We start from the raw sequence: 13,360 nt of genomic DNA, 5'->3' as shown, positions 1-13,360 counted from the left end.
CGCGAGCATCGATCCAATCGGGACCGTGAATGGAGAAGCGAAGCTACTCCGCCGGCGCGCCAGCAACGTTCTGGCGCGTCGCTTCGATCATCCGGCGCCGCGCGCGGAAGACGCCCCATTGCTGGTCGACCAGCACGCCGATCAGGATAACGCCGCCCATCACGGCGAAGTTGAGCGAGGACGGGATGCCGAGCAGGTTGACGAGGTTCTGCAGCTCCTGCAACAGCACGGTGCCGAGGATGACGCCGACCAGCGAGCCTTCGCCGCCACGCAGTGAGAAGCCGCCGAGCACCGCCGCGGCAATGGCATAGAGCTCGTAGAACTGGCCGTGGCTCGCCGGCGAGATCGAGCGCGTGTACATGGCGAAATAGATCGCCGACAGCGCCGTCAGCACGCCGCAGATGACATAGGCCGCGATGATCACGCGGCCCGTGCGGATGCCGGAATATTTCGCCGCTTCCTCGTTCTTGCCGATCGCATAGAGATAGCGGCCGAACACCGAGCGGTGCAGCACCACCCACATGACGATGGCGATGACGATCAGCGCGATGAAGCTGTTCGGCAGGCCGCCCGACCGTCCGGCGGTCAGGAATTCGAGCGTCGGAAAATTCTGCCCGAAGGCGAAACCCGCCGTGCCGTCGGCGGTGTAGAAGCGCGCCACGCCGCGATAGATCAAGAGGCCGCACAGCGTCACCACGAAGGGCTGCAGTTTCAGCCGCGTGATCAGCCAGCCATGCACGAAGCCGATGATGGCGCCGAGCACGAGGATCAGCACGAAGGCCAGCGGCCAGTTCACCTCTCGCACCGCGATGAAGTCGATGAACAGCGTGCCGAGCAGGGCGATCAGCGAGCCGACCGACAATTCGATGCCGCCGGTGATGATGACGAAGGCCTGGCCGATCGACAGGATGCCGAACAGCGCGACCAGGTTCGAGGTGTTGGCGAGATTGATCGCCGACAGGAAGCGCGGATTGATGGCGGTGACCACCGCGCCGACCACCAGGATCAGGATCAGCAGGCCGAGATCTTTCTTGCTCATTCAACTCCTCCCGCCGCTTGCAGCAGTTTCGGCTTCTTGCCGACCGCCAGCAAGAGCACGTTCTCCTGGCTGAAATCGTCCTTGTCGAGGATGCCGGAGATCTGACCCTCATGCATGACCGCGATCCGGTCCGACACGCCGATCACTTCTTCCATGTCGCTGGAGATCATCAGCACGGCGACGCCGGCATCGGCCAGCGCCCGCATCAGCCCGTAGATCTCGGCCTTGGCGCCGATGTCGATGCCGCGCGTCGGCTCGTCCAGGATCATCACCTTGGGGTTCATCGCCAGCCATTTGGCCAGAACCACCTTCTGCTGGTTGCCGCCCGACAGCGTGCCGGTGCGGGTCAGCACCGACGGCGCCTTGATGCCGAGGTTTTTCTTCTGTTTTTCGGCCGTCGCGAGCTCGGCGCCGGTCGAAACCAGCGAGCGCCTGGCGTGGGCCGGCAGGTTGGGCAGCGAGATGTTCTGCGCGATCGAGAGATCGAGCAGGATGCCGGTGAGCTTGCGGTCCTCCGGCACCAGGAAGATGCCGTTCGCCACCGCGTCGGCGGCCGATGTCACGTTCAGCGGCTTGCCGTCGAGCGTGACGCTGCCGGCCAGCCGCTCGTCGATGCCGAACAGCACGCGCGCCAGCTCCGTGCGGCCGGAGCCGACCAGGCCCGCGAGGCCGAGGATCTCTGCGCGCCTCAGTTCCAGGCTGACCGGACGATCCGGATAGGTGCTGGTGCGGATCGCGTCCGCCGACAGGGCCACGCTGCCCGGCGCGCGGGCGGCTTCGCCGGCCTTCTCGCGCTCCTTCAGCATGCGGCCGATCATCAGCCTGACCATCTCGTCGTGATTGATGTGGTCCTTCGCCAGTGTGCCGGCCAACGTGCCGTCGCGCAGCACCACGACACGGTCGGCGACGCGCTCGATCTCATGCAGGCGGTGCGAGATGAAAATGACGCTTATGCCTTGAGCCTTCAGCCCCTTGATGACGTCGAGCAGCTTTTCGGTCTCCGCCATCGGTAGGCTGGAGGTCGGCTCGTCGAGGATGACCAGGCGGGCCTTGATAGACAACGCCTTGGCGATCTCGACCATCTGCTGCTGGGCGAGCGACAGCGATGCGACCGGCGCGTCGGCCGAGAAATTGGCGCCGACCCGCTTCAAAAGCGGCGCCACCATTTCGCGCAGTTTCGCGCGGTCGACCAGCTTCAGCAGGCCGGCACGCAGCGGCTCGCGGCCGAAGAAGATGTTGGCGGCGACATCGAGATTTTCGAAGAGGTTGAGCTCCTGGTGCACGAAGGCGATGCCGGAGCCGATGCTTTGTTCGACGGTCAGCCCGTCATGTGCCACGCCATCGACGGTGACGGTGCCGCTGTCCGGCCGCGTCACGCCACCGAGGATCTTCATCAGCGTGGATTTGCCGGCGCCGTTTTCGCCGACAAGGCCGATGACCTCGCCGGGCCGGACCTCCATCGAGAACCTGTCCAGCGCCACAACACCCGGATAGGTCTTGCGCACGGCCTCCAGGCTCAGGAACGGAGCGGCGATCTGTTGAGTGGTGTCGGTTGAGGTCATCACGCCATAGTTTACCGCACGGGGCAGCAGCCGGTGGCCCACAGACTGAAGGGCCTTGGCAGGTCCGTCAATACGAACGCCGGCTCAAGGCGGACCCTTGAGCCGGCGCGACTGTTTTGGGCTTATTTGCCCTGCATCGCCTTCAGGTTGGCGGCGTAGGTGTCGACGTCATCCTTGCCGATGATCTTGGTCGGGATGATGATCAGGTTGCCGGCCGGGATGCCCGACTTGTCGCCCTTGAGATAGGCGGCCATCAGCTTCATGCCCTGATAGGCCCACTCGAACGGCTGCTGCACCACGGTGGCGGCAACGGTGCCTTCCTTGACGCCGCCCAGCGTGATCGGATCGTCGTCGAAGCCGACGACGGTGATCTGGCCGAGCTTGCCGGCGTCGCGCAGCGCTTCATAGATGCGCGGCGTGTTGTAGGAGTAGAAGCCGACCATGCAGGTGATGTCGGGGCTGGCGACCAGCGCATCCTCGACATTCTTCTTGGCGCGCGCCTGGTCGATGTCGTCGCCGCGCACGTCGACCAGCTCGATCTTGCTGCCGGCGAGCCCGTCCTTCATGCCCTGGATGCGCTCCTTGGCGTTGTCGGCGCCGAGCAGGCCGACGAAGCCCAGGCACTTGCCGCCGTTCGGCATCGCCTTCTTGGCGATCTCGGCCGCCTGCTTGCCGGCGTCGACGTTGGACGAGCCGATATAGGCGACGCGCTTGGTCTGCGGGGCGTCGGAGTCGGTGGTGAACAGCGCCGTTTGCGACGCGATCTTGTTCAGCCCGTCGGTCGAGGTCTTGGGATCGACGGCCGAGACCATGATGCCCTTGACGCCTGCCGTCACCAGGTCGTCCATCAGCCGCTGCTGGATGGCGACCGAGGACTGTTCCGGATATTTGAGCTCGAGATTGTAGTCGGGCAGTTCGCCCTGCGCCTTCTTGACGCCGGCTTCCGCCGCCTTCCAGAAGTCTGACGCACCGTTGACGACGAAGGCCAGCGTCGGCTTGTCGTCGGCGCGCACGCTGGCGCTTACCGACAGGCCGATGAGCAAGGCCGCCGCGGCGACAGATGCGTTACGGATTGTGGATTTCATAGTTCAACCTCCCTTGTAGAACTTGCCTTGTGGAACTCGTCGCTGATGTCTCGGCTGCGGCCTGGATAACCCTCCTCCTCAAGGGTGTGGCGCAAAGGTCCGCCGACTTAAGAACGGTGCCGATCCGGCCGCGGTCGAGACACTAGACACTCATGTGGCGTTCGTAAATAGTCCGATTTGTCTGACATTTTCGTGAGATGGAGTGCGCGCCCGATCCGGCATGCCGCCGAGTTCCGGGCAAGCGTCCTTCGCACTGCCGGCACCGAGCGGAAGCCCGGACGGTTACGACGAGTTGACAGTAGAACGCTTACGGCTATTAGTAAATACTATTAGTTATGAAGCCGCCAGGCGCGATTTCGATGCGGAGGAGACGCTTGTCGAAGGACGCGCCGGGAGTGAGGAGAGCGAGCGCGACAGAGTCTATGGCCGCGCGGGAAATACCTGAATTGTCAGCGTTGCTGACCTTGTCTGACTGGTTTCGTCGCGCAGCGGCTTAGCCGGCGATTTGCATGTGTTGCCTGCTAATATGTATTAGTCTGGCGCAGCCTCGATAAACGCAACGGCCTGGACCATCTTGCCGTTACCGCCGCCTTTGCTTTAGAGCCGGCTGGGTTTTGGGAAACGACCATGAGCGAACCGACGGACCTGCGCGATCCCCCCGGAGCCTCCAGGCGCCGCAAGCCGGGGGCCAAGCCGAAGGGGCGCGTCACCATGACCGACATTGCGCGCGCCGCCGGCTGCTCGCAGGCTACGGTCTCGTTCGTGCTCAACAATTCGCCAGGTATCAGGCTGTCGCAGCAGACACGCGACCGGGTGATCGAGGCGGCGCGGGCGCTGGGCTATTCGCCACCGGTCTTTTCGGCGCTCAGGCCGCCCGTGACGCCATTCGAAGGCCTGGACGGCGTCATTGGCTTCGCGGTCGACCAGCTCGCCACCAGCCCCGAGGCGGTGGTCGCCATCGAGGGCGCGCGGCAGGCCTCGTGGAACGCGGGCAATGTGCTTCTGGTGGCGCAGACCATGGGCGACGCGGTGATGGAGCCGCGCGCGATTTCAGCGCTGACGCGGCGCGGCATCTCGGCGCTGATCTATATGACCATCTTCACGCGCGAGATCACGGCGCCGGATTTCCTCTACAGCCTCGATATCCCGGTCATCCTGCTCAACTGCTATACGGCCGACTATGCCTTCCCGGCGGTGGTTCCCTCCGAGATCGCCGGCGGCCAGAGCGCGACAAGGCACCTGATCGGCCATGGCCATCGCCGCATCGCCACCATCACCGGCGAGCCGTGGATGCAGGCCGCGCAAGATCGGCTGAAAGGCTATCGCCGCGCCTTGGCCACCGCCGACATCCCGTTCGACCCCGAGTTGGTGGTCGAGGGCGACTGGTCGGCCAGCGCCGGCTATGCCGCGACGGTCAAGCTGCTGGGACTCAAGGAGCGGCCCACTGCCATCTTCTGCCAGAACGACCGCACCGCGATCGGCTGCTACGAGGCGCTGAAGGAGGCCGGCCTGCACATCCCGCAGGACATTTCCGTGGTCGGCTATGACGACGAGGAGATCGCCCGCCACCTCTTCCCGCCGCTGACCACCTCCATCCTGCCACATCTGGCGATGGGGCAATGGGCAATCGAGCAGCTCGAAGCGCCGCCGACGCCCGGCCGCGGCCGGTATCCCATCACCAAGCTGGAGTGCCCGCTCGTGGAGCGGGAGTCGGTCGCGACCGTGAGATCGCCCACATAAAGCGCCGACCCAGTCAGGCTACCTTTGCTGCCGATGTTACAGATCACCCGGCGCCTATGCAGCAGTTGCGCCGTCGTTTAGCCTAAGCTCATCAATGGGAGGCTCCGATGACGTCCACCTTCACCGTCCATGCGGCATCCGGTTACGAGCAGCTCATGGGGCGCTGGAGCCGCAGGCTCGCGCCCAAGTTCATCGACTTCGCCGGTCTGGCCGGTGGCGAAAAAATCCTCGATGTCGGCTGCGGCACCGGCAGCCTGACCTTCGAGCTGGCAAAATCGGCCGATCTTGCCGAGATCCAGGCCATCGACTTTTCGCCGGTGTTCGTCGAGGCGGCTAAGGAGAAAAACAGCGATCCGCGCGTCACCATCAGCCAGGCCGACGCCACGGCGCTGCCTTTCCCGGACAACGCATTCGACCGCGCGCTGGCGCTGCTGGTGCTGCACTTCGTGCCGGAGGCCGACAAGGCGGTGGCCGAGATGCGCCGCGTCGTGCGACCGGGAGGCGTGATCGCGGCCGTGGTCTGGGATCACTATGGCGGCATGACCGGCATGCGCATGATGATCGATACAGTGGCGGCGCTCAGCGAAAGCGGGCGCCAGATGCGCAGCCGCTATTGCTTCCAGCCGATGATGCAGCCGGGCGAGATGAAGCGGGCCTTTGCCGAGCAAGGCCTGGCCGACGTCAGCGAAGCCGAATTGATGATCCGCATGGATTACCAGAATTTCGACGACTTCTGGGCGCCGATCGGCGCTGGGGAAGGCCCGCTCGGCAGATATATGACATTGGATGCCACCGAGCGGGACCGCATCGAGGCCGCCGTCCGCGATGCCTATCAGGCCGGCCGGCCCGACGGCCCGCGATCCTTCGCCAATGTCGCCTGGGCCTGTCGCGGCATCGTGCCCTGAAATCCACGTCGAGTGTGCGGCGCACTGCATCGCGAAGCCGGCAAAGCGTCAGTTGCCGGCGGCCGAGGCATTGATCTCCCAGCCGTCGACCCATACCTGCCGCAGCCGGTCGCCCTCACCCTTGAACCACTGGCCCGCCGGCCGGCAGTCTTCGATACGGTCGCTGCGGAAATTGCGGATCGCCTGACGCAATTCGCACCAGGCGACGATGTTGGCGGTCTCGGCATAGTAGATCAGCGCGACCGGACGGATGATGCGGTCTGTCGCCCGTCCCGACTCATCGCGATAGGAAAGGTCGAGCTTCTCCTCGTCGCGAATGGCGCGGCGGACCAGCGCAAGATCGACAGCGGCGGCTGACGGCGGCGCAAAGCCCCAGGCATGGATTGCGTTGGCATCGAGGGTCTGCCGCAAAGGCGGCGGCACGGCGCCGGCGATCTTGGCGCCGACGCGCTTCGCGGCCTGCTTGAGCTCGTCGTCGCCGGTGCGTTCAAGCAGCGCCAGCGACAGCACGATCGCTTCCATCTCCTCGATGGAAAACATCAGCGGCGGCAGGTCGAAGCCGGGGCGCAGGATGTAGCCGATGCCGCGCTCGCCCTCGATCGGGACGCGCATCGCCTGCAGCGCCGCAATATCGCGATAGACCGAGCGCACCGTCACCTCCAGTTGTCCGGCCATAGCGGCTGCGGTCACCGGCTTTCTGGCCAGACGCAGGATCTGGATGATTTCGAACAGGCGCGAAGCCTTGCGCATTTTTCCATCCGACCGAAACGCAACTGACACATCCCCGTCAGTTGGGGTGACCTATAGGGCCGCCTACCCGCTTGAAAATCAACAGATTCCTTTTTGCGCGAGCGGGTCATGCGACGGGCAACTGACATGAGCTATGCTGAAAACCTCTGGCTGTTCTTCGTGCTTCTGTTCGGCATCATCGCCGTGCCGGGCATGGACATGTTGTTCGTGCTCGCCAACGCGCTGACCGGCGGCAGCAACCGAGGCCTGGCGGCGACCGCCGGCATCATGCTGGGCGGCGCGGTGCATACGCTGAACGGGGCGATCGGCGTCGGCCTGCTCATGCATTTCGTGCCGATGCTGTTCACGCCGCTGCTGCTCGCCGGCGCCGCTTATATGGCCTATATCGGCATTTCGCTGATGCGCAGCTCGATCACCGTCGGCGACAACGGACCCGCGGGGAGCCGCTCGGCCTGGAAGGCCTTTCGGCAAGGCATGATCACCTGCCTGATCAATCCCAAGGCCTATCTCTTCATCCTTGCCGTCTATCCGCAATTCCTGAAGCCGGCTTACGGTCCGATCTGGATGCAGGCGACCATCATGGGATTGCTGACCGTCGCCACCCAGGCCGCGGTCTATGGCGGACTTGCCGTCACGGCCGGGCGCAGCCGGGGGCTGTTGGTCGACAATCCGCAAGCGACCATACTCGCAGGCCGCGCGGCGGGCTTGCTGCTGTTCGCGGTTTCGGTATTCACGGCCTGGGAAGGATTGAGGGCGGCGTGAGCGCCGCCCTCTCGATTTTGTTCAGGCCGCGCCCTGCCGGCTGGCGAGCAGCTCGCGCTTCACCGACCGGCGCCATTCGACGGCGCCGGCAAGGCCGTGCAGCACGGTCTCGGTGGTCGCCCAGTCGATGCAGCCGTCGGTGATGCTCTGGCCGTAGGTGAGCGGCTTGCCGGGCACGACATCCTGCCGGCCGGCGACGAGATTGCTCTCGATCATGACGCCGATGATGCGCTCGTCCCCCGCCGCCACCTGCCCCGCCACGTCATGCGCGACCTTGGGCTGGTTTTCAGGCTTCTTGGCGCTGTTGGCGTGGCTGACATCGATCATCAGCCGCGGCGCAACACCAATGCGGCCGAGCTCGGCAGCCGCGGCCTCGACGCTTGCCGCATCGTAGTTCGGCGTGATGCCGCCGCGCAGGATGACGTGGCAATCCTCATTGCCGGTGGTCGCCGCGATGGCGCTGCGGCCGTCCTTGGTCACCGCCATGAAATGATGCGGCTGGGCGGCCGACTTCACGGCTTCGCCGGCGATCCGAAGATTGCCGTCGGTGCCGTTCTTGAAGCCGACCGGGCAGGAGAGACCCGAGGCCAGCTCGCGATGGATCTGGCTTTCGGTGGTGCGCGCGCCGATGGCGCCCCAGGCGACGAGGTCGGCGATGTATTGCGGCGTGGTCATGTCGAGGAATTCGGTCGCTGCCGGCAGGCCGAGATTGTTGACGGCCGACAAAACGTTGCGCGCCATGCGCAAGCCCTTGTCGATGTTGAAGCTGCCGTCGAGGTCGGGATCGTTGATGAGACCCTTCCAGCCGACCGTGGTGCGCGGCTTCTCAAAATAGACGCGCATGACGATCTCGAGCCGGTCGGCCAGGGCCTCGCGCAGCGCCGCCAGACGGCTGGCGTAGTCCACGGCGGCGACCGGATCGTGGATGGAACAAGGGCCGACGATGACTACCAGTCGATCGTCGGCCCCCGTGAGGATGGAATGGATGGCGTTGCGCGAAGCGGCAACGGTGCGTGTCGCCGTAAGCGAGCGCGGGATCTCGCGCATCACCTCGTCCGGCGTGCTCAGGACTTTGAGTTCTCTGACCCGAAGGTCGTCTGTGGTGGTCAACACGGCTTTCTGCTCCTGGTTAGGAGACCTGCCGGCTGAAACAAAAAAGCCGCCAGGTCTGGCGGCTTGTCGGATTTTGATCTGGAATTTTCAGATCGAGCGCAATCCTCCCGCCGCCAGCGAGCTACCGTAGCTAAAGTACCAAAACGAGGCGGTCAGGTGGATCATGCGGCTCATATAGTCGATGCGGAGATGTTTGTCACTCTCTCTTTGCTTGGCGCAATTCCGAACGGAAAACCGCTTCACACTTTTCCTGAAATTGCTCACTCGCCAATCACGCCAGCGATGTTCTGGTCGTAATCGACCAGCGAGCCGGTCATGACGCCAGCCTGAGGGCTGACCATATAGGTGATCAGCCGGGCAAGCTGGGCGGGCTTGACCAACTGGCCCATGGGCTGCGCGGCCTCGGCCTTTGCCAGCCAGTCGTCGGGCGCATCGTGCCACTTCTTCTGCACGATATCCTCGCCCTCGGTGTCCATCCAGCCGGGCAGCACGGCGTTGCAGCGGATGCGGTTCTTCCGGTAGGAGCTCGCGACATTCTTGGTCAGCGTCATCAGCGCGCCCTTGCTGGTCGAATAGGGCGTCAGGAAGGACTGGCCGGCGTGCGCCGACATCGACAGCACATTGACGATCGAGCCCGGCGCCTTGCGCTCAAGGAGATGCGCGACGAGGCCCTGCATGAGGAAGAACGGCCCGCGCACATTGGTGTCGAATATCTGGTCGAAAAGCTCTTCCGACGTCTCGACCAGCGATCCGCGCGCCGAGGTGGCGGCGGCATTGACCAGCGCGTTCAGCGTGCCGAAATGCTTGATCGCCGTCTCGACGGCACGCTTGCAGTCGGCAACCTTGGCGACATCGGCGCTGATGAAGATGGCGTCGACGCCACTCTTCTTGAGCACTGCAACCGCCTTGTCGCCCTTCTCCTGCGAGCGGCCGATCAGCGCCAGCGCGCGGCAGCCCTCATCCGCCAAGGCCTCGGCAACCGCGAAGCCGATGCCCTGCGCGCCGCCGGTGACGATGGCGCGCGTTTGTGAATTGCGACCGGCCAAACCGCTCATCGCTGTGCTCCTGTGTTTTTGACTACCAATGCATTTTCAAGATTCATTGAGGTTCCGATCGGTTGCCCGATGTCTTGCCGCAACGTCGTTAACTTGGTCGAAGCGTCCTCAACTTCGTCATCCTAGGGCGGAGCAGGAGCGGAGCTCCGTCGCGAAGACCCGAGGATCCATGCCGTGACCCGGCGGAAGAACCCGGCGGAGCAGAATTCTGCACCGTTAACACCGCTCCGATGTAACGGCATGGATCCTCGGGTCTGCGCGCGTCGCTTCGCTCCTGCTCCGCCCGTGGATGACGACCTGATAAGCGTTCCGGCTAATCGCCAACCGTTAGAGACAGACAATCCGACCGCCATCGAAATACCTGCCTCGTCGGGTCAATCGATACGGACGGTCTTGCCCGTCTTGGCCGATTTCAGCGCCGCGTCGGCCAGCTTCAGCGCGATCAGCCCGTCCTTGCCGCTCGGCGCCGCCTTCTTGCCCGCGGTTGCCGCGGCGATGAAGGAGGCGATCTCGTTGGCATAGGCGTCGATGTAGCGGGTCATGAAGAAGTCGTGCAGCGGCGGGCGGGTGTAGCCCTTGTCGTTGGCGAGCTCGATCGACACCGGCCGCTGGTTCTCGGCCGCGACCATGCCCTTGGAGCCATGCACCTCGATGCGCTGGTCATAGCCATAGGTGGCGCGGCGCGAATTGGAGATGACGGCCTGCTTGCCGGAGGCGGTTTCGAGGATGACGCTGACCGAGTCGAAATCGCCGGCTTCGCCAATCTTCTTGTCGACCAGCACCGAGGCGTGGGCGCTCACCGCAACCGGCTCCTCGCCGAGCAGGAAGCGCGCCATGTCGAAATCATGGATGGTCATATCGCGGAAAATGCCGCCGGACCTGGCGATGTAGTCGAGCGGCGGAGCGCCGGGATCGCGCGACGTGATGGTGACCATCTCGACCGTGCCGACGGCGCCGTCGTCGATCGCCTTGCGCACGGCGGCGAAATGCGGGTCGAAGCGGCGGTTGAAGCCGACCATCAGCGTGGCCTTGGTCTTCTCGACCACCGCCAGGCATTTTTCGACGCGCTTGACAGAGAGATCGATCGGCTTCTCGCAGAAGATCGCCTTGCCGGCCTTGGCAAAGCGCTCGATCAGATCGGCATGGGTGTCGGTCGGCGTGCAGATGATGACGGCGTCGATGTCCTCGGACTTCTCGATGGCATCGATGGTGCGCACCTCGGCGCCATAGGCGGAGGCCAGTTCCATCGCCGCTTTCTCGAAGGCATCCGCCACGGCGACCAGTTTGGCCTGCGGATTTGAGCCGACGGCGCGGGCATGCACCTTGCCGATGCGGCCGGCGCCGAGAAGAGCGAAGCGGAGTGTCATGGAATGTCCTTTGAGGGCGGTTCTGAAAGATGTCCGCGCCTTTTGGCGCGGATGATTGGTAATCCCGTCGCGGCGCCCGTCAGGCGGCCTGAAGCTCCGCCTGCCCGGTCTTGGCGCCGGTGATGTAGGCGACGATGTCGTTGCCGTCGGTGTCCTGCTTGCGCAGGTTGGCGACGATCTTGCCGCGGCGGAAGACGACGATGCGGTCGACCAGGTCGAACACCTGGCGCATGTTGTGGCTGACCAGGATCAGCGGCTCGCCGTTTTCCTTCAGCGTGCGGATGATGTTTTCGACCTGCGCCGTCTCCTGCACGCCGAGTGCCGCCGTCGGCTCGTCCATGATGATCAGCTTGGAGGCGAAGGTCGCGGTCCTGGCGATCGCCACGCACTGGCGCTGACCGCCGGACATGTGGCGGATGGTGCTGGAGAGGTTCGGGATCTTCACCGCCGTGCGGACAAGTGCCGCCTCCGTCGCCTTGCGCATCGCCTTGCGGTCGAGGATCGAAAAGGGCCCGAGATTGAAAAGCACCTTCTCGCGGCCGAGGAACAGGTTCGACGGCACGTCGAGATCGTCGGCCAGCGCGAGGTTCTGGAACACGGTCTCGATGCCCGCCTCGCGCGCCTCGATCGGGCCGGCGAAGTTCACTTCCTTGCCGTCGAACCAGATCTTGCCGTCTGTGCGCTGCTCGACGCCGGTGATCTGGCGCACGAAGGTCGATTTGCCGGCGCCGTTGTCGCCCATGATGGCAACATGCTCGCCCTTGCGCAGCTCGAAATTCGCCTCCTGCAGCGCGTGCACGCCGCCATAATGCTTGGTGAGGTTTTCGGTCTTCAGAACGATGTCGGACATGGTCAAGCTCCTATCGCGCGGCGGCGCTGGCGCCATTGATCGAGAACGACCGCGCCGACGATGATCACGCCCTTGACCATCTCCTGATAGTAGGCATCGAGGCGCAGGAAGGTGAAGCCGGAAATGATGACGCCGAAGATCAGCGAGCCGATCACGGTGCCGATGATCGAGCCGCGGCCGCCCGACAGCGAAACGCCGCCGATGACCGCCATGGCGATGGCGTCGAGCTCATACATCACGCCCATGCCGGATTGGGCGGTGAGGTTCTTGGAACAGAGCACCACTGCCGCGAGCGAGGCGAGGATGGCAGCGATGACGTAGACCAGCACCTTGTGGTTGGCGATCTTGATGCCCGACATGCGCGCGGCATCCTCGTTGGAGCCGATGGCGTAGCAGTGCTTGCCGTATTTGGTGTAGGTCAGGATCAGCTGGAACAGGATTGCCAGCGAAATGAAGATGACGACCGGCATCAGGCCCTTGCCGATTGCCGCGAAGCTTTCGGTCGGAAACGAGATCGGCTCGCCCTTGGACCACCACTTCGCTATGCCGCGCGCGGTGACCATCATGCCCAGCGTGGCGATGAAGGGCGGGATGCGCGTGTAGGCGATCAGCAGGCCGTTGACCAGGCCGGCGATGAGGCCGCAGCCTATCGCGACCAGCAACGGCACGATGACCGGAAGGTCGATCCAGCCATACGACAGGAACATGGCCTTGGGGTTGGGGTTGCCGTTGACCGTCGCCACCTGGGCGAAGCTCATGGCGATCATGGCGGTGGCTCCGACGACCGAGCCGGAGGACAGGTCGATGCCGCCGCAGATGATGACCTGCGTGACGCCGATGGCGATGATGCCGACAATCGACACCTGCAGGATGATGATCTGCAGGCGCTGCTCGTTGAAGATCGCGTCGACGTTCGGACGCGTGTTGAACAGAAAGCTGTCGCCGAGGAAGACCCGGCCAATCAGTTCGAACAGCCCTACCAGGATGACGAGCGCCAGGAGAACGTTGAACTCGGGCGGCCAAGGGCGCTTCTTGGCATCATAGGTGAGCCCACCAACGCCATGCGATGTCTGTGCCACGATTTTCTCCTCCTTGGGCCGCGTTCGCCCACCCGCCCGAGAGGGCGGGTGGA

General features: G+C 64.3%; 12 protein-coding genes. 3 read left to right on the top strand and 9 right to left on the bottom strand.

From position 1 onward, the window contains the following. Positions 1–43 precede the first annotated feature (43 nt). The 3 genes from RFM52_RS01120 to RFM52_RS01110 all read right to left on the bottom strand — a co-directional run bounded on the left by RFM52_RS01120 (position 44) and on the right by RFM52_RS01110 (position 3,686). Positions 44–1,039: an ABC transporter permease gene (locus RFM52_RS01120; RefSeq protein WP_320294018.1), complete on the bottom strand. Its 996-nt coding sequence runs from the start codon at positions 1,037–1,039 to the stop codon at positions 44–46. Beyond that, positions 1,036–2,601, bottom strand: a complete 1,566-nt coding sequence (locus RFM52_RS01115; protein WP_320294017.1) for a sugar ABC transporter ATP-binding protein — start codon at positions 2,599–2,601, stop codon at positions 1,036–1,038. The genes RFM52_RS01120 and RFM52_RS01115 overlap by 4 nt, the downstream gene beginning before the upstream one ends. 122 nt (positions 2,602–2,723) lie before the next feature. Next, positions 2,724–3,686: a sugar-binding protein gene (locus RFM52_RS01110; protein ID WP_320294016.1), complete on the bottom strand. Its 963-nt coding sequence runs from the start codon at positions 3,684–3,686 to the stop codon at positions 2,724–2,726. Positions 3,687–4,313: 627 nt separating this feature from the next. On the opposite strand from RFM52_RS01110, the gene RFM52_RS01105 reads away from it, so the two are divergent. Together RFM52_RS01105 and RFM52_RS01100 are read left to right on the top strand one after the other, a co-directional pair. Beyond that, positions 4,314–5,426, top strand: coding sequence for a LacI family DNA-binding transcriptional regulator (locus RFM52_RS01105; protein ID WP_320294015.1), 1,113 nt, complete (start codon positions 4,314–4,316; stop codon positions 5,424–5,426). 107 nt (positions 5,427–5,533) lie between these two features. Beyond that, on the top strand, positions 5,534–6,331 hold the full coding sequence (locus tag RFM52_RS01100; protein WP_320294014.1) for a class I SAM-dependent methyltransferase: 798 nt from the start codon (positions 5,534–5,536) through the stop codon (positions 6,329–6,331). 48 nt (positions 6,332–6,379) lie between these two features. Here RFM52_RS01100 and RFM52_RS01095 read toward each other — a convergent pair whose 3' ends face one another. Next, positions 6,380–7,081, bottom strand: coding sequence for a helix-turn-helix transcriptional regulator (locus RFM52_RS01095; protein WP_320294013.1), 702 nt, complete (start codon positions 7,079–7,081; stop codon positions 6,380–6,382). Between the two features lie 126 nt (positions 7,082–7,207). Between RFM52_RS01095 and RFM52_RS01090 the strand changes: the two genes are divergently transcribed. Next, entirely contained in the window at positions 7,208–7,843 is a 636-nt protein-coding gene (locus RFM52_RS01090; RefSeq protein WP_320294012.1) for a LysE family translocator, read from the top strand. 21 nt (positions 7,844–7,864) lie between these two features. Here RFM52_RS01090 and RFM52_RS01085 read toward each other — a convergent pair whose 3' ends face one another. The 5 genes from RFM52_RS01085 to RFM52_RS01065 form a co-directional block, all read right to left on the bottom strand. After that, complete coding sequence (locus RFM52_RS01085; RefSeq protein ID WP_320294011.1) at positions 7,865–8,956, bottom strand: 3-deoxy-7-phosphoheptulonate synthase; 1,092 nt, start codon at positions 8,954–8,956, stop codon at positions 7,865–7,867. 260 nt (positions 8,957–9,216) lie between these two features. Then, the gene (locus RFM52_RS01080; RefSeq protein ID WP_320294010.1) at positions 9,217–10,011 is read right to left on the bottom strand and encodes an SDR family oxidoreductase; all 795 of its coding nucleotides are present in this window, start codon (positions 10,009–10,011) and stop codon (positions 9,217–9,219) included. A 374-nt stretch (positions 10,012–10,385) separates the two neighbouring features. Then, complete coding sequence (gene iolG, locus RFM52_RS01075) at positions 10,386–11,378, bottom strand: inositol 2-dehydrogenase (protein ID WP_320294009.1); 993 nt, start codon at positions 11,376–11,378, stop codon at positions 10,386–10,388. A 79-nt stretch (positions 11,379–11,457) separates the two neighbouring features. After that, on the bottom strand, positions 11,458–12,228 hold the full coding sequence (locus RFM52_RS01070) for an ATP-binding cassette domain-containing protein (protein ID WP_140641685.1): 771 nt from the start codon (positions 12,226–12,228) through the stop codon (positions 11,458–11,460). A gap of 2 nt (positions 12,229–12,230) precedes the next feature. Beyond that, positions 12,231–13,307 carry an ABC transporter permease gene (locus RFM52_RS01065; protein WP_320294008.1) on the bottom strand — a complete coding sequence of 359 codons (1,077 nt, stop codon included), beginning with the start codon at positions 13,305–13,307 and terminating at the stop codon, positions 12,231–12,233. Positions 13,308–13,360: the final 53 nt, after the last annotated feature.

The sequence above is a fragment of the Mesorhizobium humile genome, from assembly GCF_033977215.1.
Classification (GTDB): Bacteria; Pseudomonadota; Alphaproteobacteria; order Rhizobiales; family Rhizobiaceae; genus Mesorhizobium; species Mesorhizobium humile.
This window is presented reverse-complemented; position numbering and strand designations above follow the sequence as displayed.

Coding starts and splice junctions, on each gene's coding strand:
- RFM52_RS01120 (WP_320294018.1), bottom strand. CDS start 1,039: ATGAGCAAGAAAGATCTCGGCCTGCTGATCCTGATCCTGGTGGTCGGC.
- RFM52_RS01115 (WP_320294017.1), bottom strand. CDS start 2,601: ATGACCTCAACCGACACCACTCAACAGATCGCCGCTCCGTTCCTGAGC.
- RFM52_RS01110 (WP_320294016.1), bottom strand. CDS start 3,686: ATGAAATCCACAATCCGTAACGCATCTGTCGCCGCGGCGGCCTTGCTC.
- RFM52_RS01105 (WP_320294015.1), top strand. CDS start 4,314: ATGAGCGAACCGACGGACCTGCGCGATCCCCCCGGAGCCTCCAGGCGC.
- RFM52_RS01100 (WP_320294014.1), top strand. CDS start 5,534: ATGACGTCCACCTTCACCGTCCATGCGGCATCCGGTTACGAGCAGCTC.
- RFM52_RS01095 (WP_320294013.1), bottom strand. CDS start 7,081: ATGCGCAAGGCTTCGCGCCTGTTCGAAATCATCCAGATCCTGCGTCTG.
- RFM52_RS01090 (WP_320294012.1), top strand. CDS start 7,208: ATGAGCTATGCTGAAAACCTCTGGCTGTTCTTCGTGCTTCTGTTCGGC.
- RFM52_RS01080 (WP_320294010.1), bottom strand. CDS start 10,011: ATGAGCGGTTTGGCCGGTCGCAATTCACAAACGCGCGCCATCGTCACC.
- iolG (WP_320294009.1), bottom strand. CDS start 11,378: ATGACACTCCGCTTCGCTCTTCTCGGCGCCGGCCGCATCGGCAAGGTG.
- RFM52_RS01070 (WP_140641685.1), bottom strand. CDS start 12,228: ATGTCCGACATCGTTCTGAAGACCGAAAACCTCACCAAGCATTATGGC.